The organism is Halomonas cibimaris (assembly GCF_039537045.1).
Lineage (GTDB): Bacteria > Pseudomonadota > Gammaproteobacteria > Pseudomonadales > Halomonadaceae > Vreelandella > Vreelandella cibimaris.
Window position 1 is genome coordinate 56,893 of record NZ_BAAAZT010000018.1, and the last position, 18,186, is coordinate 75,078.

An 18,186-nucleotide genomic window follows, 5' to 3' on the forward strand; every position below is an offset into this window, starting at 1 on the left:
GGTTGATGACGAGGAAAAGCCAATGACGCGTAAACGCGCGCTGGGGCGCGGGTTGGACGCCCTGATCGGTTCCCACAGCCGCCCGGCCGGCGGTGTAAAACCAGTAGACGATGCCGCGCCCGGCGCCGGCGATCCCGCGTATGCGCGTCAAGACAGCGGCGAAGACGGCGAGCGCCTTGAACGGCTGCCGCTGTGGCAGCTCTCCCGCGGCACGTATCAGCCCCGGCGCGATTTCAACCCGCAAGCCCTGGAAGAGCTGGCCGACTCGATTCGCGCTCAGGGCGTTATGCAGCCGATCGTGGTGCGCGCGGTGGGCGAGCAGCGCTATGAAATCATCGCCGGTGAGCGCCGCTTGCGCGCCGCCCAGCTGGCCGAGCTCGACGTTATTCCCGCCGTTATTCGCGACGTGGACGACGACACGGCACTGGCCCTTGCGCTGATCGAAAATATCCAGCGCGAAAACCTCAACGCCGTGGAAGAAGCGCTGGCGCTCAAGCGTCTAAGCGACGAATTTGCCCTGACCCAGCAGCAAATCGCCGACACCGTAGGCAAATCGCGCACTCAGGTGGCCAACCTGCTGCGCCTTTTGACCCTGGACGGTGAAGTGCAAACCCTGCTGGAGCGCGGCGATCTGGACATGGGCCACGCCCGGGCGCTACTCGGGCTTGCCGGCGGCCAGCAGGTGCGCGTTGCCCGGGACGTCATCAACCGCGACCTGACCGTGCGCGCCACCGAAACGCTGGTGAAAAAACTGGCCGCCAAGGGCGATGCGCCGTCGCAGCCCTCGGCGTCCCGGCCGGCCTCGCCGGACGTGGCGCGGCTGGAAACCACGCTAAGCGAAAAGCTTGGCGCGCCGGTTTCGATCAGGCAGGGGAAAAAGGGCAAGGGCGCGCTGACCATTCGCTATGCGAGCCTGGAAGAACTTGACGGGATTCTCGGACGAATCCAATAGCAGGCTTATTAACTATTCGGCAGGTAACGCCCTTTAACTCTGCCGCTTTGGTAGCAAAATACGCCAATACGGTTGAAAAAGTACCTCGCTCGGTTGAAGGCGGGGAGGGGCTTCCCTATAATCGCGCATGATTTTTGCAGGCTTTGCGTCAGGGCATCTGCGCCCGTGAGACGCAAATCCCAGGCAATACGGCTTTCAGGATTTCATGCAACCAGATCAACACCGGCATCGCCGGCATTACGTTCGCCAGCTGCTCGGTACCCAGGCAGCCACGGCGGCGGTGGCGGGGGCGCTGGGAGGCCTGCTGGCCGGGTCTGGCGGGCTGCTTTCGGCGCTGACAGGCGGTCTGGTGGGTATTGTGCCGCAGGTTTTTTTCATTCTGCGAGCCGGCATGCTGGATCCGCGCCTGCGGGCGTTGCAGGGGGCCCGGCGCCTGATGCGCGCCGAGGCCGGAAAGTTTGGTTTGACGGCGGTGCTTTTCGCTTTGACGTTTATCGCAGTGCCCCCGTCAAACCCCGCTTTCTTCTTTAGTACTTACGTAGCGGTTGTCCTTGCGCACTGGCTGACTCCCTGGCTTCTGCGCCGGCATCGCGTAACTGATCGAGGTAGCTAGCGCCATGGCAGCAGGAAACGTAGTCGCCCCGGCTGAATATATTCAGCACCACTTGCAAAATCTGACGTTCGGACTGCACCCGGAAAACGGCTGGTCGATCGCCGAAAACGCCCAGCAGGCAAGCGACATGGGCTTTTGGGCTATTCATCTGGACACCATGGGCTGGTCCATCGGCATGGGCTTTTTGTTCATCTGGCTGTTTCGCAAGGTAGGCAAGGCCGCCACGACCGGCGTACCCGGCACGCTGCAGAGCATCATTGAAGTCACCTTCGAGTTCATCGAAAACCTGACGCGCTCTACTTTCCACAGCCGAAACCCCATCATCGGCCCGCTGGCGCTGACGCTTTTCGTGTGGATTTTGATGATGAACACGCTGAAAATCATCCCGGTCGACTACTTCCCCGGCGTGTTTGCCAGCCTGGGCGTCGATCAGATGAAAATCGTGCCGACCACCGATATCAACGCCACCTTCGGCATGGCGCTGGGCGTTTTCCTGCTGGTGCTGTACTACAACTTCAAGGTCAAAGGCGCCGGCGGTTTTGCGCGTGAGCTCTCGTTCAAGCCGTTCAACCACTGGGCGCTGGTTCCGTTTAACCTGCTGCTCGAAGTTGTCGCGCTGATGGTGCAGCCGTTCAGCCTGGCCATGCGTCTATTCGGCAACATGTTTGCCGGCGAGGTGATCTTCATCCTGATTGCCATGCTGCCGTTCTGGGCAATCTGGCTGTTGGATGTGCCCTGGGCGATCTTCCATATCCTGATCGTTACCCTGCAGGCCTTCATCTTCACCGTCCTGTCCGTTGTGTATCTCAACGCTGCACACGAACGTCACTAACCGAGCAACACGTTACACCCCTAACCTCACCTAACCGCTAGGAGCACTACCATGGACTTCATCTACCTTTCCGCCGCTATCATCATCGGCCTGGGCGCATTGGCTACCGGCATCGGCTTTGCCCTGCTGGGTGGCAAGCTGATCGAATCCACGGCGCGCCAGCCCGAGCTGGGTAACGATCTGCAGACCAAGACCTTCATCATGGCCGGCCTGCTCGACGCTGTGCCGATGATCGGCGTGGGTATTGCGATGTACCTCATCTTCGTTGTTGCCGGTTAAGACAAGCCAAGCCGAGCGCTAGCCGCTCGGTTTTGCTTCACCCCGGTCGCCACGAACTTGTCAGAGGTACATCCCTGTGAATATCAACATGACGCTAATCGGACAGACGATCGCCTTCGCGATCTTTGTCTGGTTTTGCATAAAGTATGTGTGGCCGCCGATCAGCAATGCGCTTTATCAGCGCCAGAAAAAAATTGCTGATGGTCTGGACGCGGCAAGCCGTGCATCCCGTGATCTGGAAGTCGCTCAGGAACAGGCAGAGCAGACGCTGCGCGAAAGCAAGCAGCAGGCGTCTGAGCTTCTCGAGCAGGCCAATAAGCGCTCTACGCAGATTGTCGAAGACGCCCGCGAAGAGGCCCGTGCCGAAGGCGAGCGCATGATCGCCGGCGCCCGCGCCGCCATCGAGCAGGACGTGCAGCGCGCCCGCGAAGAGCTGCGCAGCCAGGTGGCCGATCTGGCCGTGCTGGGCGCTGAGCGCGTACTGGAAAACGCCGTCGACGAAAAAGCGCACCGCAAGCTGCTTGATGAGCTGGCTGCCGAACTGTAAGGAGGTCAACCATGGCGGAACAATCCACCGTCGCTCGTCCTTACGCCAAGGCAGCGTTTGACTACGCCCGCGATAACGATGCGCTCAAGGCCTGGTCCGATGCGCTGGCGCTGCTGGGCCAGGTCACGTCAGACCGGGAGGCCGGCACTTTGCTGAGCAGCCCGCGCCTGACCGGCGAGCAGAAGGTCGCGTTTCTTGCCGGCCTGCTGCAAGACCGCAAGCTGGCCAAGGGCGCCGGCAAAGCGTTCGAGCGCTTTCTGGCCACCCTGGCCGCACAGCATCGCCTGGGCGCGCTGGGCCCCATTGCCGCGCAGTTCGAACAGCTCTGCGCCGACTATGAACAGCGTATCGACGTAAACGTGACGTCAGCCTTTAAGCTCGATGACAAGCAGCAGAGCGTTTTGCTCAACGCGCTTAAAAAACGTCTGAATCGCGAAATCTCTATTACCACTCAGGTGGACAAGTCGCTGATTGGCGGTGCCATCCTGCGCGCCGGCGATACCGTTATTGACGGCTCGGTGCGCGGTCGACTGAACCGCCTTTCCGAAGCGTTGACCACTTGAGTTTGAGGGACATGGCATGCAGCAACTGAATCCTTCCGAGATCAGCGACATCATCAAGCAGCGTATCGAGAAGCTTGACGTCGCATCCGAAGCCCGTAATCAGGGCACCATCGTCAGCGTCTCCGACGGCATTGTGAAAGTGCACGGCCTCGAAGACGCGATGTTTGGTGAAATGATTGAATTTCCCGGCAGCGTCTACGGCATGGTGCTCAACCTTGAGCGCGACTCCGTGGGCGCTGTAGTGCTGGGCGACTACCTTAAGCTGGAAGAAGGCATGGTTGCCGAGTGCACCGGCCGCATTCTGGAAGTGCCGGTCGGCCCTGAGCTTATTGGCCGGGTGGTCGACGCGCTGGGTAACCCCATCGACGGCAAGGGCGACATCGACACCAAGATGACCGACGCGGTGGAAAAGGTTGCGCCGGGCGTTATCACCCGCGAAGGCGTGGATCAGCCGATCCAGACCGGTTTCAAGGCCATCGACGCCATGGTGCCGATCGGCCGTGGCCAGCGCGAGCTGATCATCGGTGACCGCCAGATCGGTAAATCCGCGATCGCCATCGACGCGATCATCAACCAGAAAGGCACCGGGGTTACCTGCGTCTATGTGGCCATCGGCCAGAAGCAGTCCACCGTTGCCAACATGGTGCGCAAGCTCGAAGAGCACGGCGCGATGGAGCACACCATCATCGTCTGTGCCGGCGCCGCCGATCCGGCTCCCATGCAGTTTCTCGCCGCCTACGCCGGCTGCACCATGGGCGAGTACTTCCGCGACCGCGGCGAAGATGCCCTGATCGTTTACGACGACCTGTCCAAGCAGGCCGTGGCCTACCGTCAGGTATCGCTTTTGCTGCGCCGTCCGCCGGGCCGTGAAGCCTTCCCCGGCGACGTGTTCTATCTCCACTCGCGCCTGCTGGAGCGCGCCGCACGCGTAAACGCCGACTACGTCGAGAAGTTTACAGGCGGTGAAGTCACCGGCAAGACCGGCTCGCTGACCGCGCTGCCGATCATCGAGACCCAGGGCGGCGACGTTTCCGCGTTCGTCCCCACCAACGTGATCTCGATCACCGACGGTCAGATCTTTCTGCAGACGGATCTGTTCAACTCGGGCGTTCGCCCGGCGATCGACGCCGGTCTTTCGGTCTCCCGGGTCGGCGGCTCGGCCCAGACCAAAATCATCAAGAAGCTGGGCGGCGGCGTGCGTCTGGCGCTGGCCCAGTACCGGGAGCTTGCGGCATTCGCCCAGTTCGCCTCGGATCTGGACGAAGCCACGCGCAAGCAGCTGGAGCACGGCCAGCGCGTCACTGAGCTGATGAAGCAAAAGCAGTACGCGCCGATGTCCGTAGCCGAAATGGCGCTTTCGCTGTTTGCCGCCAACGAAGGCCACCTGGAAGACATCGAGGTGGAGAAAGTGCTGGACTTTGAAAGCGCCCTGCACGACTACGCCCGCGCAGAACACGCAGCTCTGCTGGAGCAGATCAACCAGTCCGGCGACTACAACGACGAGACCAAGGACGGCTTGCAAAGCGTGCTTGAGAAGTTCAAGGCCACTCAGACCTGGTAAAGCGTTTGGCTCACCGCTGCGGTGGGCCTGCCTTCTTTTCTGAGAGCCACGAACGAAAGGTAGATCGCTATGGCAGCTGCAAAAGAGATACGCTCCCAGATCGGGAGCATCAAGAATACGCAGAAGATCACCAGCGCCATGGAAATGGTGGCTGCGTCGAAAATGCGTAAAGCGCAAGATCTGATGAAGGCCAGCCAGCCTTACGCCCGGCAGATCCGCAACGTGGTCTCGCACCTGGCGGATGCCAGCCCCGATTACCGTCACGCTTACATGATCCCGCGCGATGACGTAAAGCGCGTCGGCTACATCGTGGTGTCGTCGGATCGCGGCCTGTGCGGCGGGCTGAATACCAACCTGTTCAAGGCCACGGTCAAGGACGCGGGTGCCTGGCGAGACCAGGGCGTAGAGCTTGATTTCTGCGCGCTGGGCAGCAAGGCCGGCCATTTCTTCCACAAGTATGGCGGCAGGCTGGTCGCAGCCAAGAGCGGGCTGGGTGAAGCGCCCCGGGCCGAAAGCCTGGTGGGAAGCGTCAAGGTCATGCTGGAAGCCTACGACGAAGGCCACCTTGATCGCCTGTATGTGGTGCATAACGAGTTTGTTAACACCATGACGCAAAAACCGGTAGTGCGTCAGCTTCTTCCGCTGTCGTCCGAGATGGGCGACGACGAGCAGGACCAGGACAGCGCCCGTCCCCAGAGCTGGGACTACCTGTATGAACCGGATGCCAGGACGTTGCTCGATAGCCTGCTGGTTCGCTTTATCGAATCCCAGGTCTATCAGGCGGTGGTGGAAAACGGTGCCTGCGAGCAGGCGGCGCGCATGATTGCCATGAAAAGCGCCACCGACAACGCCGGCGACCTGGTCGACGATCTGGAGATGGTTTACAACAAGGCCCGTCAGGCCGCCATCACCCAGGAAATTTCCGAAATCGTCGGCGGTGCCGCTGCCGTATAACGCCTCGGAAGGCGCAGCCTTCCGGCACACAGGTTTCATTTGCAGGTTTTAAAGAGGAACCAAGATGAGCGGACGTATCGTACAAATCATCGGCGCGGTGATTGACGTAGAATTCCCGCGGGACTCGGTGCCCAAGGTCTACGACGCGCTGAATATCTCCCAGTCCGAGACCGTTCTGGAAGTTCAGCAGCAGCTGGGCGACGGCGTGGTGCGCACCATCGCCATGGGGACCACCGAAGGGCTCAAGCGCGGGATTGAAGTGAGCAACACCGGCGCTGCCATTTCCGTGCCCGTAGGCGAGGCTACCCTGGGCCGGATCATGAACGTGCTTGGCCAGCCTATCGACGAGGCAGGTGACATCGGCGAAGAAAAGCGCATGCCGATTCACCGCAAGGCCCCGGGCTATGCCGATCAGGCCGCCTCGGAAGAGCTTTTGGAAACCGGCATCAAGGTCATCGACCTGGTGTGCCCGTTTGCCAAGGGCGGCAAGGTCGGCCTGTTCGGCGGCGCCGGCGTGGGCAAGACCGTCAACATGATGGAGCTGATCCGCAACATTGCCACCGAGCACAGCGGCTACTCCGTGTTTGCCGGCGTGGGCGAGCGTACCCGTGAGGGGAACGACTTCTACCACGAGATGACCGAATCCAAGGTGCTCGACAAGGTATCGCTGGTATACGGCCAGATGAACGAGCCGCCGGGCAACCGCCTGCGCGTGGCACTGACCGGTTTGACCATCGCGGAAAACTTCCGTGACGAAGGCCGCGACGTGCTGCTGTTCGTTGACAACATCTACCGCTATACCCTGGCAGGCACCGAGGTTTCGGCGCTGCTCGGGCGGATGCCGTCCGCGGTGGGCTATCAGCCGACGCTGGCCGAGGAAATGGGCGTTCTCCAGGAGCGCATCACCTCGACCAAAGACGGCTCGATCACCTCGGTCCAGGCCGTGTACGTGCCTGCGGATGACCTGACCGACCCCTCGCCTGCGACGACGTTTTCGCACCTCGACGCCACTGTGGTACTGGCGCGCTCGATTGCCGAGCTGGGGATCTACCCGGCCATCGACCCGCTGGATTCCACCTCGCGCCAGCTGGCCCCGGAAGTGGTCGGTGACGAGCACTATCGCGTGGCCCGGGGCGTGCAGGGCGTGCTGCAGCGCTATAAAGAGCTCAAGGATATCATCGCGATTCTGGGCATGGACGAGCTTTCCGACGAAGACAAGCTGGCCGTGTCTCGGGCGCGTAAAATCCAGCGCTTTTTGTCCCAGCCGTTCTTTGTCGCCGAGGTGTTTACCGGGTCACCGGGCACCTACGTGCCGCTGAAAGACACCATTGCCAGCTTCCAGGGCATTCTCAACGGTGACTACGACGAGCTGCCGGAGCAGGCCTTTTACATGGTCGGCACCATCGATGAAGCCGTCGAGAAAGCCAACAAGATGCAGCAGTAATCCCGTCTACCAGGGAGGTTCGCCATGGCGAATAGCGTTAATTGCAACATCGTCAGTGCCGAGGCGGCCATCTACTCGGGCACTGTCGAGCAGGTGATTGCCTCCGGCACGGCGGGCGATCTCGGCATTCTGCCGGGGCACGCCCCGCTGCTGACGTCGCTGAAGCCGGGACCGGTACGTGTGAAGCTTGAAGACGGCCGCGAAGAAAACTTCTTTGTTTCCGGCGGCTTCATGGAAGTTCAGCCCGATGTGGTGACGGTGCTTGCGGACTCGGCCATTCGCGCCGACGACATTGACGAGGCCGCCGCTGAAGAGGCCCGTCGCGAAGCGCTCAGGCTGCTCAACGAAAAAACCGCGGAGCTTGACTATACTCGGGCATCGGCAGAGCTTGCTGAGGCGGTGGCCAAGCTGCGTACCATCCAGCAGCTGCGCCACCAGAGCCGCTAGCCCAAAAGCGGCGCCGGCTCTGCGCCCCTCGGTTCCTTGCGGAGCCGGGGGGCGCTTTTTTTGTCTGTTAATATAGCGCAGGGAGCTGACAAAATCGGCTCTGTGCAGCCCCTGCCACTCCTGACTGCCGCGCGGAGGACTCTTTATGGCGCTTGATGACAAAACGCTGGACGCGTTGAAAAATGATCTGCTCACGCGCTACGTGAGCGCCGCGCAGCAAGACGGCGCGGCGCCGGCAGAGACGCCGGATCGCGCCGCCGAGCGGCTGGGCGAGATTCGCTCGCCGGATATCGGCGAGATACTGGAGGCCCTGATTGAAGACGACGGCGCGCTGGAGGCCGCCGTGGCGACGCTGGCGCTGCTGGAAAACGATCGTGCGGCCAACGTGCTGGGCTATTTGCCCGGTGACCACCAGCTGGCCATCGTCGGCGCGCTGGACGATGCCCAGGCGCTCAAGCTTTTGGAAGAGATGGGCTCGGACGAGCGCGCTGACCTGTTCAACCTGTTGGGGGACGACCGCCGCGAAGCGCTGCTGCGGCGCATGGCGCGCAAGGAGCGTGAAGACCTCAAGCGTCTGGCAAGCTACGAGGAAGGCTGTGCCGGCGCCATCATGACCTCTGACTATGTGGCCATAGCCAGTGGCATGACGGTGTCTCAGGCGCTGATGCGCGTACGCCAGACCGCCCCGGATGCAGAGACGGTGTATCAGCTCTACGTGCTGGCGGCGGACGGCGAGCTTATCGGCACCATGTCGCTGCGCCAGCTGATGGTGGCCCCTCCCGGTGCGGTGGTGGATGACATCATGATTCGCGATGTCATCCAGGCCACGGTGGACGAGCTGCAGGAAGAGGTGGCGCGCAGCGTCGCCCGCTACGACCTGATTGCCCTGCCGGTGACCGACGGCGACAATCGCATGGTGGGGATTGTCACCCACGACGACGCCATGGACGTGGCCGAGTTCGAGGCCACCGAGGATATCCACAAGGGAATGTCCATCGGCCAGCTGGAAGAAGGCGTCAGCCGCGTACCGCTGTGGACCCTGTACCGCAAGCGCGTGCTGTGGCTGGTGCTGCTGGTGTTTGCCAACCTGTTTTCCGGGGCGGGCATCGCCTACTTTGAAGATACGATCGCCGCCCAGGTGGCGCTGGTGTTTTTCCTGCCGCTTTTGATCGGCAGCGGCGGCAACGCTGGTGCCCAGGCGGCGACGCTGATGGTGCGCGGCATGGCCACCGGCGATGTGGGTGTGAAGGACTGGGGCAAGATGCTGGGCCGCGAGCTATTGGTGGCCGGCTCGCTGGGGCTGACCATGGCCCTTGCGGTGGCCCCCATCGGCATTATGCGCGGCGGCAATGCGGTGGCCCTGATCGTTGCGGCTAGCATGATTACCATTGTGCTGTTCGGCAGCCTTTTGGGCATGTGTCTGCCGTTTGTGCTTGAACGTTTCAAGCTCGACCCGGCCACGGCCTCGGCGCCGCTGGTGACAACGGTGATTGACGCCACCGGCGTGGTGATCTATTTCAGCATTGCCACCACGGTGCTCGCCGGCGCCGGCGCCGGCGGCTAGCGCACAGCACTAGCCGGCAGCGCTGCTGGTGGCCCGGGTAATCAGCAGCACTTCCACGTGGCCCAGCCAGGCCACGTCGCCGGCCCGGGCCTTGAGCTGGCTGGCCAGGCACTGGGGCGGGAGGTGGATGTGATCGCCAACGATCAGCGAGACCGACACCTTGCCGCCCAGGTAGTGCAGCTGCAGCTCGGTGCAGGTGCGCCATACCGGATTGGCGTGCCAGCGCGCGTCCAGCGTGGCCTCGACCTCCGGGCGCAGCGGCAGGCCGGGAAAGCGGCTGGGATCGCCTTCGCCGGCGTCGTCTTCAGGGTCGATGTGAAAGGTCACGTCGGTCAGCGCGGGGAAGGCGTGGCGCAGCCGGCGGCTGACTTCGTTGCCGATTTCGTGGGCTTCCGAGACGCTTACCCGGCGGGCGACGACCACGTGTAAATCCACGATGACCCAGCCGGCGGATTGGCGGGTGCGCAGGTCGTGTACGCTTTCCACGCCCGGCACCCCCTTTGCCACGTCGTGCATCTGGCGCTGGGCGTCGTCGGGCAGGGCGGTGTCGACCAGCTCCCGGGCGGAGTCCCAGAGCAGATCCCAGCCCACCTTGCCAACCATCAAGCCAACAATAACGGCGGCCACGGCGTCCACCCAGCCCAGGCCGAACTGGGCGGCCACCATCGCTGCCAGCACCACCACGGTGGACAGCGCGTCGCTTCTGGCGTGCCAAGCGTTGGCTTCCAGCAGTTTTGACCGGATGCGTTTGGCCACGCGCATGGTGTAGCGGAAAATCCACTCCTTGGCGATCAGCGCCAGCCCGGCAAGCACAATCGCCCAAAGGCCGGGTGCGGCGACCGTTCGCCCGCTGAACAGCCGCTCCAGGCTTGACCAGGCAATGCCCCCGGCAACAAAGATCAGCACGCTGCCCAACAGCAGCGTGGTCAGCGTCTCGATGCGGCCGTGGCCGTACTGGTGGTCGTGATCCGGCCCCTGGCGGCCGTAGTGAATCGCGGCGAGCACAAAGCCGTTGGTCACCAGATCGGAAAGCGAGTGGACGCCGTCAGCGATCAGCGCTGCCGATCCGACCCAAAAGCCCACAATCATCTTGGCCAGGCTCAGTACCCCATCAAGCCAGGCGCCGACGTGGGTGACGTGCTTGGCGGCGCGGCTTTGTTCGTTTTGCGGCAAATCGGCAGGAGAGCTCATGGCGACCCGGTGGCGGCGGCCGTTGCCGGCCGCGCTTGGCGTTTGACAGACAGCGGCCAGTGTAACGCATCGCCGCCGGTAGGACACAGGGCGGACAACGCCGCGGCAGACGTGTATTCTTGAGCGCCGGTAGCCGCCTGCGCGCTGGCAGGCGGCTGATTCGTTTCACGTATTCGGGCGTTGCCCGCTGACTTTTACAGGTGTCCGATGGATTGGCTACAGGTCATCGTGCTGGCCGCGGTGCAGGGATTTACCGAGTTTCTCCCGGTTTCCAGCTCGGCTCACCTGATCTTGATACCCGCGCTTACGCCCTGGGGCGATCAGGGACTGGCGTTTGACGTGGCCCTGCATCTGGGCAGTTTGCTGGCCGTGATGGCGTATTTTCGCCGCGATCTCGCGGCGATGGGGCGTAGCAGCCTGGCCGCGATGGCCGGCCGCGGCGTCGATGCCGAGGCGCGGCTGGCGCTTGCCGTGGTGCTGGCAACGCTGCCGGTGTGTGCCATCGGCTTTGTGCTGCACGACGTTATCGAAGGCCAGCTGCGCGTAACGCCGGTGATCGCCGCGGCGATGATCGGCTTTGGCCTGCTGCTGGGCTATGCCGACCGCGGCGGTAACGGGCGTCGCGACGAATATAGCCTGCGCGGCCGTGACATCGCCATTATCGGCCTGGCCCAGGCGCTGGCGCTGATTCCCGGCACCTCGCGCTCAGGCATCACCATGACCGCCGCACTGCTGCTGGGCCTGGGCCGGGAAGCGGCGGCGCGATTTTCGTTTCTGCTGTCGATTCCGGTCATTGTTCTTGCCGGCGGCATGGAGGCGATGACGCTAAGCCGCCAGGCGGCGCCCATCGACTGGTCGGCGCTTGCGTGGGGCACGGTGCTGGCGGGCATCAGCGCTTATTTCTGCATTCGCCTGTTTCTGGCAGTGATTACGCGCCTGGGCATGCAGCCTTTCGTTGTGTACCGCCTGGTGCTGGGCGTGTGGCTGCTGTGGCTGTTTTACGGCTAGACAATGAACGGCCCGGCAAAAACGACAGCAAGTAAGGCAAAGGGAGCGCTTATGCGATATCTCACGTTGCGCGCGCTGGCCGCGGGGCTGGGGCTGGCCCTGCTGGCGCTGGCGAGCGGCTGCGACAGCGCGCCGCCGGCGTCGTCGCCTGTGCGCTTTCAGGGCAGCGTATTCGGTACGTTTTACCAGGTTACGGTGAACGCGGCGCTGACCCAAGATGAGCGCAATGCCCTGGAAGCAGGCTTTCTTGACGAGCTGGAGCAGGTGGACAAGACCATGTCCACCTACCGTGACGACAGCGACCTCGTGGCGTTCAACCGCGCCCCGCTTGGCGAGTGGCAAACGCTGCCGGCGGCGCTGATCGAAGTGATGGCGCTTGGCCAGCAGGTGGCCCGGCAAAGCGGCGGCGCCTTTGACGTCACCGTTGGCGGGCTGGTCAACCTGTGGAGCTTCGGCCCTGAAGCCCGGCCGCAGGAAATCCCCGCGGACGACGTGCTGGCCGCCCGGCTGCGCCAGATCGGCTTTGAGGCGCTGGACGTGGACGAGCCGGCCCGCCGCGCCCGGCGCGAACGCGACGTGTTTGTCGATCTTTCCGCCGTGGCCAAGGGCTACGCCACCGATCGCGTCGCTGCGTACCTGGACGCGCAGGGCATCGAGCACTACCTGGTGAACCTGGGCGGCGATCTGATCACGCGCGGATACCGCAATCCCGACGAGCACACGCCTTGGCGCATCGGCATCGAAAAGCCCCGGGCGAGCGGGCGCAGCGCCCAGTACGTGATTCCGCTGTCGGGCATGTCGGTGGCCACCTCCGGTGACTACCGCCACTATTTCGAGCAGGACGGTCAGCGCTTCTCCCACACCGTTGACCCGCGCACCGGCCGGCCGATTACCCATTCGCTGGCCTCGGTGACCGTGGTGGATCCGTCCAACGCCCGGGCGGATGCCTGGGCCACGGCGATGACGGTGCTGGGCGCAGAAGACGGCATGGCGCTGGCGCGCAGGCTGGATCTTCGGGTCTTGATGCTGGTACGCGAAGGCGACGGCTGGCAGAGTCTGGCAAGCCCGGCGTTTGCCGAATTCATCGGCGAGGCGTTCATGGCCGACCACACCATCCCGGTGGCAGACGAAGCCACCGCCGAGACACAAGGATAATGTCATGCACGACGAGCTGGATATTGTCGTTCTCGCCGCCGGCAAGGGCACGCGCATGCGCTCGCGGCTTCCCAAGGTGCTGCATCCGCTGGCCGGCAAGCCCATGGTGCGCCACGTACTGGACACGGCGGCGGGCCTGAACCCCCAGCGCACCCAGGTGGTGATCGGCCACGGCGCCGAGGCCATGCGCGAAGCGCTGGCCGAGCAGGCGGTACACTTTTGCCTGCAGGCCGAACAGAAAGGCACCGGCCACGCCGTGGCGCAAGCCCTTGAACAGCTTGGCCACGGCAAGGTGCTGGTGCTTTACGGCGACGTGCCGCTGATCCGCCGGGAAACCCTGGCCGCGCTGCTGGCGCGGGTGGATGATCAGCACATGGGGCTTTTGACCGTGGAGATGGAAAACCCCGACGGCTACGGGCGCATCAAGCGCGACGCCGCCGGCAGCGCCGTGGCAATCGTCGAGCAAAAAGACGCAAGCCCCTCTGAGCTGACCCTGACCGAGTGCAACACCGGCATCATGGCCATGACCGCCGCCCAGCTCAAGCGCTGGATGCCCAGGCTTTCCGACGACAACGCCCAGGGCGAATACTACCTCACCGACGTGATCGCCATGGCCGCCGCCGACGGGGTCACGGTGGCCACCGCCCAGCCGGCCAGCACGGTGGAAGTGCAGGGCGTGAACAACCGCGCCCAGATGGCCGAGCTTGAGCGCGCCTGCCAGCGCGCCCGGGCCGAGCGGCTGATGGCCGACGGTGTAGCCCTTGCCGACCCCGCACGGATCGACGTGCGCGGCAGCCTCACCTGCGGCCACGACGTGTTCATTGATGTGGGCTGCGTGTTTGAAGGCGACGTTAGCCTGGGCGAGGGCGTGCGCGTGGGGCCTTACTGCGTGCTCAAAAACGCCACCGTAGGCGCGGAAAGCGTGATTGAAAGCCACAGCGTGCTGGAGCAGTGCGTGGCCGCCGGGCGCAACGCCATCGGCCCTTACGCGCGGCTGCGCCCGGGCACCCGGCTGGCGGTGGCCGCCCGGGTGGGCAACTTTGTCGAAACCAAAAACGTTGATGTGGGCGAGGCCAGCAAAATCAACCATCTAAGCTACGTCGGCGACGCGACTGTGGGGCGCGACGTGAACATCGGTGCGGGGACGATCACCTGCAACTACGACGGGGCCAACAAGCACCGCACGCATATTGATGACGATGCCTTTATCGGCTCCAACAGTGCGCTGGTAGCGCCGGTCAGCGTAGGCCGGGGTGCCACCGTGGGCGCCGGCTCGACCATCGCCCGAGACGTCGCCGATAAGGCGCTGGGCATTACCCGGGCGCCCCAGCGCGAAAAAGCGAACTGGCCACGTCCCAACAAGCGCGATTAATACGCCAATCGGGTTTTACAAGGAGAAACGCTATGTGTGGCATTGTCGCCGCCGTTGCCCAGCGCAACGTTCAGGGCATTTTGCTGGAAGGCCTCAAGCGGCTGGAATACCGCGGCTACGACTCTGCCGGCATGACGGTGATGCACAAAAGCGCGCTGACCCGCCACCGCACCGTGGGCAAGGTCGCCGCGCTGGACGAGTGCCTGGCAAACGCGCCGCTGCCGGGCAAGGCCGGCATTGCCCACACCCGCTGGGCGACCCACGGCAAGCCCACCGCGGCCAACGCCCACCCCCATCACAGCGATGATCAGGTGGCGGTGGTACACAACGGCATCATCGAAAACTTCGAGGGGCTCAAGCGCGAGCTGGAAGCCGCCGGCTATGCGTTCAGCTCGCAAACCGACACCGAAGTCATCGCCCATCGACTGGCCGATACGCTTGCCGGCGGCGCGACGCTGTTTGACGCGGTGCAGCACACCGTACGCACCCTGGGCGGCGCCTATGCGCTGGGCGTGATGAGCCCGCGCGAGCCCGGCGTGGTCATCGGTGCCCGCCAGGGCAGCCCGCTGGTGGTGGGTGTGGGCATCGACGAGGCCTTTCTGGCCTCGGACCCGCTGGCGCTTTTGCAGGTCACCGATCGCTTTATCTACCTGGAAGAGGGTGATCTGGTCGAGCTTAAAAACGGCGGCCGAATCCGCATTGTCGACCGCGACGGCCAGACCGTCGAGCGCCCGGTGCATATGTTTGAATACGCCGACGGCGCGGCGAGCAAGGGAAACTACCGCCACTTCATGCTCAAAGAGATTTTCGAGCAGCCCGCCGTGATCGGCGCCGCGCTGGAAGGCCGGCTGGGCGAGGCAAGCGCGCTGGCGGAAAGCTTTGGCCCTGAAGCACCTGCGCTGTTTGCCCAAACCCGCCAGATTCAGCTCATTGCCTGCGGTACCAGCTACCACGCCGGGCTGGTGGCACGTTACTGGCTGGAACGCTACGCCGGCGTGCCGGTGCAGATCGAGGTGGCCTCGGAGTTTCGCTACCGCCACCCGGTGGTGGCCGACGGCACGCTGTTTGTGACGCTTTCCCAGTCCGGCGAGACCGCCGATACCCTGGCAGCGCTGCGCTTTGCCAAGGCCCTGGGCTATGTCGGCTCGCTGGCCATCTGCAACGTGCCGGGAAGCTCGCTGGTGCGCGAATCCGACCTGGCGCTGATGACCCGGGCCGGCCCCGAGATCGGCGTGGCGTCCACCAAGGCCTTCACCACCCAGCTGATCGCGCTGATGCTGTTGACGCTGGCGGTGGGCAAGGGCCGGGCGTCTGCCGGTGAACAGGCCGAGATCGTCGCCGCGCTGAAAACGCTGCCGGATATCTGCCGGCAGGTGCTGGCGCTGGACGGCGATATTGAAACGCTCGCCCAGGCCTTTGCCGAAAAACGCCACGCGCTGTTTCTCGGCCGCGGCGCGCATTTCCCCGTTGCGCTGGAAGGCGCGCTCAAGCTCAAGGAAATTTCCTACATTCACGCCGAAGGCTACCCGGCAGGCGAGCTCAAGCACGGGCCGCTGGCGCTGGTGGACAGCGAAATGCCGGTGATTTCCGTCGCCCCCAACGACGCCCTGCTGGAAAAGCTCAAATCCAACCTCCAGGAAGTGCGCGCCCGGGGCGGGGAGCTGTTTGTCTTCGCCGATGAAGGCGTGGGCATCGACGATAGCGAAGACGACGTTACCGTGCTCTATCTGCCCCCGGTCCACGAGGCCCTGGCACCGCTGCTTTATACGCTGCCGCTGCAGCTATTGAGCTATCACGTCGCCGTGCTCAAGGGCACCGACGTTGACCAGCCGCGCAACCTGGCCAAGTCGGTGACGGTGGAATAGGGCACGGGCGCGCTCGTACTGGCGCTGTGGGATGGTAATAAAGTCAGTAACTAGGGAAAAAAGTTGGTACCTTATAAATAGAGTTGGTAACAGGCACCCAATGTGGCAAAGTCAGGCTATTCTCCTCAAGGGGTATAGGGAATGGCCAGCTGCAAGCTAGACAAAAAAACGGAAAAATGGATTAAAGAAGAGCGCGGCAAAGGTAGCGGTAGTGATTACCGCCCTTGGTTGACGGTCAGAAATCTATCCTCCAAGGGGCGCTCGCACAGGGTGATGGGACACCTTACCGGGCGAACCCATCATTTTTTTTCTGATACAGAACTGGCAGCCTTCCTGTTGCTTGAATGGAACCCCGCAGTTACCGACATCCGCGAGCAATTTCCTCTCCGAATAGAAGACACTCTAACAATCGCTGACGAAGCCAACATTCGCCACCCCGAGGTAGGCGGATACCATCAGGTTATGTCCAGCGATTTCGTCGTTGATCTCTCCATGCCAACCGGGCCACAGAGGTTGGCCATTCAGGTGAAAGTCTCTACCGACTTGATGGATCCGCGAACTGTTGAAAAGCTCGAGATTGAGCAACGGTACTGGAAGCTTAAAGGGATTCCCTGGTATTTGATAACTGTAGGGTCCCTGATGATCAAATGAGTGATAGAAGTTACCCTCTGCTGATAGCAAGAGAGCTTCTACAGCAGTTCATCCGGGAGCAGAGACATGGACATCAAGCTGCATAAGCAGGCCACCACCACACCAAAGATCCGTGCTGACATCCAGGCAGCGCCCGCCAGCATCAGCGATAGCGAGTTGGCGCGCCAGTACGGTGTTGGTGATTCGACGATACGCCGTTGGCGGTACCGCGACGATGTTCATGATCGGTCCCATACACGCCATAACCTGCTGGCTACGCTCACGTCCGAGCAGGAGGAAGTGCTGATCGCCGCTCGCGAGTTCCTGCGCCTCGGTCTGGATGACTTGCTCGTCGTGGCACGTGAGTTTCTGAATCCTCGGTTGTCACGCTCCGGCTTGCATCGCATGCTTAAGCGCCGTGAGGTGCCGACACTCGCGGAACTGGCCCGTCAGGATGCCGGAGATGATGGCAAGCCTCGGCACAAGCCCTTCAAGGACTACGAGCCTGGGTATGTGCATGTCGATATCAAGCACCTGCCCCAGATGCCCGACGAGGAGCAAAAGCGCTACCTATATGTTGCCATCGACCGTGCCACACGTTGGGTCTATCTGGAAGTCAGGCGCAGCCAGTCCGCCAGGGATGCCAAGGCGTTCATGAAGTGTGTGGAGGAAAAGGCGCCCTTCACGATCCAGACGGTGCTGACTGACAACGGCAAGTCGTTCACCGATCGCTTCACGCGGGCAGGTGAGCGCAGGCCCAGCGGCCGCCATCCCTTCGATCTGGAGTGCCAGGCCCATGGTATCGACCATCGCCTGATCAAGCCGGGAAGGCCGCAGACGAACGGTATGGTAGAACGGTTCAACGGCCGCATCAGCGACGTGCTGGCCACCCGGCGCTATACCTCAGGCGAGGATCTGGAGCAGACGCTCAAACGCTACGCTTGGCTGTACAATCACCACATCTCGCAGAAGGCACTGCATCATCAATCACCGATTGCGGCGATGAAGGAGTGGCAGGCCAAGCGACCTGAGTTATTTACCAAGCGGGTTGTTAATCACACGGGACCCGACAGATAACTGAAAAGCAGATGCCTCATACCATAATCCCGGCTTATTCACCGGAACGCTGATTGGGCATCCTGAAGCCCCGGGGAGCCGGTAGCTCGTCGCCGAACGCCGATTTCGAGACGGCATCGTCTTCCGGTGACG

The 18,186-nt window shown here is 62.9% G+C and carries 18 protein-coding genes; 17 read left to right on the plus strand and 1 reads right to left on the minus strand.

Annotated elements, in window-relative coordinates:
* Positions 1–22 precede the first annotated feature (22 nt).
* From ABD654_RS02235 to mgtE, 11 genes are all read left to right on the plus strand, one after another.
* Entirely contained in the window at positions 23–952 is a 930-nt protein-coding gene (locus ABD654_RS02235) for a ParB/RepB/Spo0J family partition protein (protein ID WP_344701850.1), read from the plus strand.
* A 205-nt stretch (positions 953–1,157) separates the two neighbouring features.
* A complete protein-coding gene (locus ABD654_RS02240) occupies positions 1,158–1,565 on the plus strand; it encodes an ATP synthase subunit I (protein WP_344701852.1) in 408 nt (135 codons plus the stop codon).
* 4 nt (positions 1,566–1,569) lie between these two features.
* Positions 1,570–2,397 carry a F0F1 ATP synthase subunit A gene (gene atpB / locus ABD654_RS02245; RefSeq protein WP_344701854.1) on the plus strand — a complete coding sequence of 276 codons (828 nt, stop codon included), beginning with the start codon at positions 1,570–1,572 and terminating at the stop codon, positions 2,395–2,397.
* Between the two features lie 51 nt (positions 2,398–2,448).
* Positions 2,449–2,676, plus strand: a complete 228-nt coding sequence (atpE, locus tag ABD654_RS02250; RefSeq protein WP_344701855.1) for a F0F1 ATP synthase subunit C — start codon at positions 2,449–2,451, stop codon at positions 2,674–2,676.
* Between the two features lie 76 nt (positions 2,677–2,752).
* Complete coding sequence (locus ABD654_RS02255; RefSeq protein ID WP_344701856.1) at positions 2,753–3,223, plus strand: F0F1 ATP synthase subunit B; 471 nt, start codon at positions 2,753–2,755, stop codon at positions 3,221–3,223.
* An 11-nt stretch (positions 3,224–3,234) separates the two neighbouring features.
* The gene (locus ABD654_RS02260; RefSeq protein WP_344701857.1) at positions 3,235–3,786 is read left to right on the plus strand and encodes a F0F1 ATP synthase subunit delta; all 552 of its coding nucleotides are present in this window, start codon (positions 3,235–3,237) and stop codon (positions 3,784–3,786) included.
* A gap of 16 nt (positions 3,787–3,802) precedes the next feature.
* Positions 3,803–5,347 (plus strand): F0F1 ATP synthase subunit alpha, encoded by a 1,545-nt coding sequence (gene atpA / locus ABD654_RS02265; RefSeq protein WP_344701859.1) that lies wholly within the window; start codon positions 3,803–3,805, stop codon positions 5,345–5,347.
* 69 nt (positions 5,348–5,416) lie between these two features.
* Positions 5,417–6,301, plus strand: coding sequence for a F0F1 ATP synthase subunit gamma (atpG, locus tag ABD654_RS02270; protein ID WP_344701861.1), 885 nt, complete (start codon positions 5,417–5,419; stop codon positions 6,299–6,301).
* Positions 6,302–6,365: 64 nt separating this feature from the next.
* Positions 6,366–7,745 carry a F0F1 ATP synthase subunit beta gene (gene atpD / locus ABD654_RS02275; RefSeq protein WP_344701863.1) on the plus strand — a complete coding sequence of 460 codons (1,380 nt, stop codon included), beginning with the start codon at positions 6,366–6,368 and terminating at the stop codon, positions 7,743–7,745.
* A gap of 24 nt (positions 7,746–7,769) precedes the next feature.
* Positions 7,770–8,192: a F0F1 ATP synthase subunit epsilon gene (locus ABD654_RS02280; protein WP_344701865.1), complete on the plus strand. Its 423-nt coding sequence runs from the start codon at positions 7,770–7,772 to the stop codon at positions 8,190–8,192.
* Between the two features lie 145 nt (positions 8,193–8,337).
* Entirely contained in the window at positions 8,338–9,756 is a 1,419-nt protein-coding gene (gene mgtE / locus ABD654_RS02285) for a magnesium transporter (protein ID WP_344701867.1), read from the plus strand.
* Between the two features lie 9 nt (positions 9,757–9,765).
* On the opposite strand, the gene ABD654_RS02290 is transcribed toward mgtE, so the two are convergent.
* Positions 9,766–10,947 carry a cation diffusion facilitator family transporter gene (locus ABD654_RS02290; protein WP_344701869.1) on the minus strand — a complete coding sequence of 394 codons (1,182 nt, stop codon included), beginning with the start codon at positions 10,945–10,947 and terminating at the stop codon, positions 9,766–9,768.
* A gap of 207 nt (positions 10,948–11,154) precedes the next feature.
* Between ABD654_RS02290 and ABD654_RS02295 the strand changes: the two genes are divergently transcribed.
* From ABD654_RS02295 to ABD654_RS02320, 6 genes are all read left to right on the plus strand, one after another.
* Positions 11,155–11,955 (plus strand): undecaprenyl-diphosphate phosphatase, encoded by an 801-nt coding sequence (locus ABD654_RS02295; protein ID WP_344701872.1) that lies wholly within the window; start codon positions 11,155–11,157, stop codon positions 11,953–11,955.
* A gap of 51 nt (positions 11,956–12,006) precedes the next feature.
* Complete coding sequence (locus ABD654_RS02300; protein ID WP_344701874.1) at positions 12,007–13,110, plus strand: FAD:protein FMN transferase; 1,104 nt, start codon at positions 12,007–12,009, stop codon at positions 13,108–13,110.
* 4 nt (positions 13,111–13,114) lie between these two features.
* Positions 13,115–14,482, plus strand: coding sequence for a bifunctional UDP-N-acetylglucosamine diphosphorylase/glucosamine-1-phosphate N-acetyltransferase GlmU (gene glmU / locus ABD654_RS02305; RefSeq protein WP_344701876.1), 1,368 nt, complete (start codon positions 13,115–13,117; stop codon positions 14,480–14,482).
* 32 nt (positions 14,483–14,514) lie between these two features.
* Entirely contained in the window at positions 14,515–16,347 is a 1,833-nt protein-coding gene (glmS, locus tag ABD654_RS02310; RefSeq protein WP_344701878.1) for a glutamine--fructose-6-phosphate transaminase (isomerizing), read from the plus strand.
* A gap of 141 nt (positions 16,348–16,488) precedes the next feature.
* Positions 16,489–16,998 carry a TnsA endonuclease N-terminal domain-containing protein gene (locus ABD654_RS02315; protein ID WP_344701880.1) on the plus strand — a complete coding sequence of 170 codons (510 nt, stop codon included), beginning with the start codon at positions 16,489–16,491 and terminating at the stop codon, positions 16,996–16,998.
* 66 nt (positions 16,999–17,064) lie between these two features.
* Positions 17,065–18,054 (plus strand): IS481 family transposase, encoded by a 990-nt coding sequence (locus tag ABD654_RS02320; RefSeq protein WP_017428936.1) that lies wholly within the window; start codon positions 17,065–17,067, stop codon positions 18,052–18,054.
* Positions 18,055–18,186: the final 132 nt, after the last annotated feature.

Bases quoted from the DNA above. Each gene is read 5' to 3' on its own strand.
- ABD654_RS02235 (WP_344701850.1), top strand. From the start codon at position 23: ATGACGCGTAAACGCGCGCTGGGGCGCGGGTTGGACGCCCTGATCGGT.
- ABD654_RS02240 (WP_344701852.1), top strand. From the start codon at position 1,158: ATGCAACCAGATCAACACCGGCATCGCCGGCATTACGTTCGCCAGCTG.
- atpB (WP_344701854.1), top strand. From the start codon at position 1,570: ATGGCAGCAGGAAACGTAGTCGCCCCGGCTGAATATATTCAGCACCAC.
- atpE (WP_344701855.1), top strand. From the start codon at position 2,449: ATGGACTTCATCTACCTTTCCGCCGCTATCATCATCGGCCTGGGCGCA.
- ABD654_RS02260 (WP_344701857.1), top strand. From the start codon at position 3,235: ATGGCGGAACAATCCACCGTCGCTCGTCCTTACGCCAAGGCAGCGTTT.
- atpA (WP_344701859.1), top strand. From the start codon at position 3,803: ATGCAGCAACTGAATCCTTCCGAGATCAGCGACATCATCAAGCAGCGT.
- atpG (WP_344701861.1), top strand. From the start codon at position 5,417: ATGGCAGCTGCAAAAGAGATACGCTCCCAGATCGGGAGCATCAAGAAT.
- atpD (WP_344701863.1), top strand. From the start codon at position 6,366: ATGAGCGGACGTATCGTACAAATCATCGGCGCGGTGATTGACGTAGAA.
- ABD654_RS02280 (WP_344701865.1), top strand. From the start codon at position 7,770: ATGGCGAATAGCGTTAATTGCAACATCGTCAGTGCCGAGGCGGCCATC.
- mgtE (WP_344701867.1), top strand. From the start codon at position 8,338: ATGGCGCTTGATGACAAAACGCTGGACGCGTTGAAAAATGATCTGCTC.
- ABD654_RS02290 (WP_344701869.1), bottom strand. From the start codon at position 10,947: ATGAGCTCTCCTGCCGATTTGCCGCAAAACGAACAAAGCCGCGCCGCC.
- ABD654_RS02295 (WP_344701872.1), top strand. From the start codon at position 11,155: ATGGATTGGCTACAGGTCATCGTGCTGGCCGCGGTGCAGGGATTTACC.
- ABD654_RS02300 (WP_344701874.1), top strand. From the start codon at position 12,007: ATGCGATATCTCACGTTGCGCGCGCTGGCCGCGGGGCTGGGGCTGGCC.
- glmU (WP_344701876.1), top strand. From the start codon at position 13,115: ATGCACGACGAGCTGGATATTGTCGTTCTCGCCGCCGGCAAGGGCACG.
- glmS (WP_344701878.1), top strand. From the start codon at position 14,515: ATGTGTGGCATTGTCGCCGCCGTTGCCCAGCGCAACGTTCAGGGCATT.
- ABD654_RS02315 (WP_344701880.1), top strand. From the start codon at position 16,489: ATGGCCAGCTGCAAGCTAGACAAAAAAACGGAAAAATGGATTAAAGAA.
- ABD654_RS02320 (WP_017428936.1), top strand. From the start codon at position 17,065: ATGGACATCAAGCTGCATAAGCAGGCCACCACCACACCAAAGATCCGT.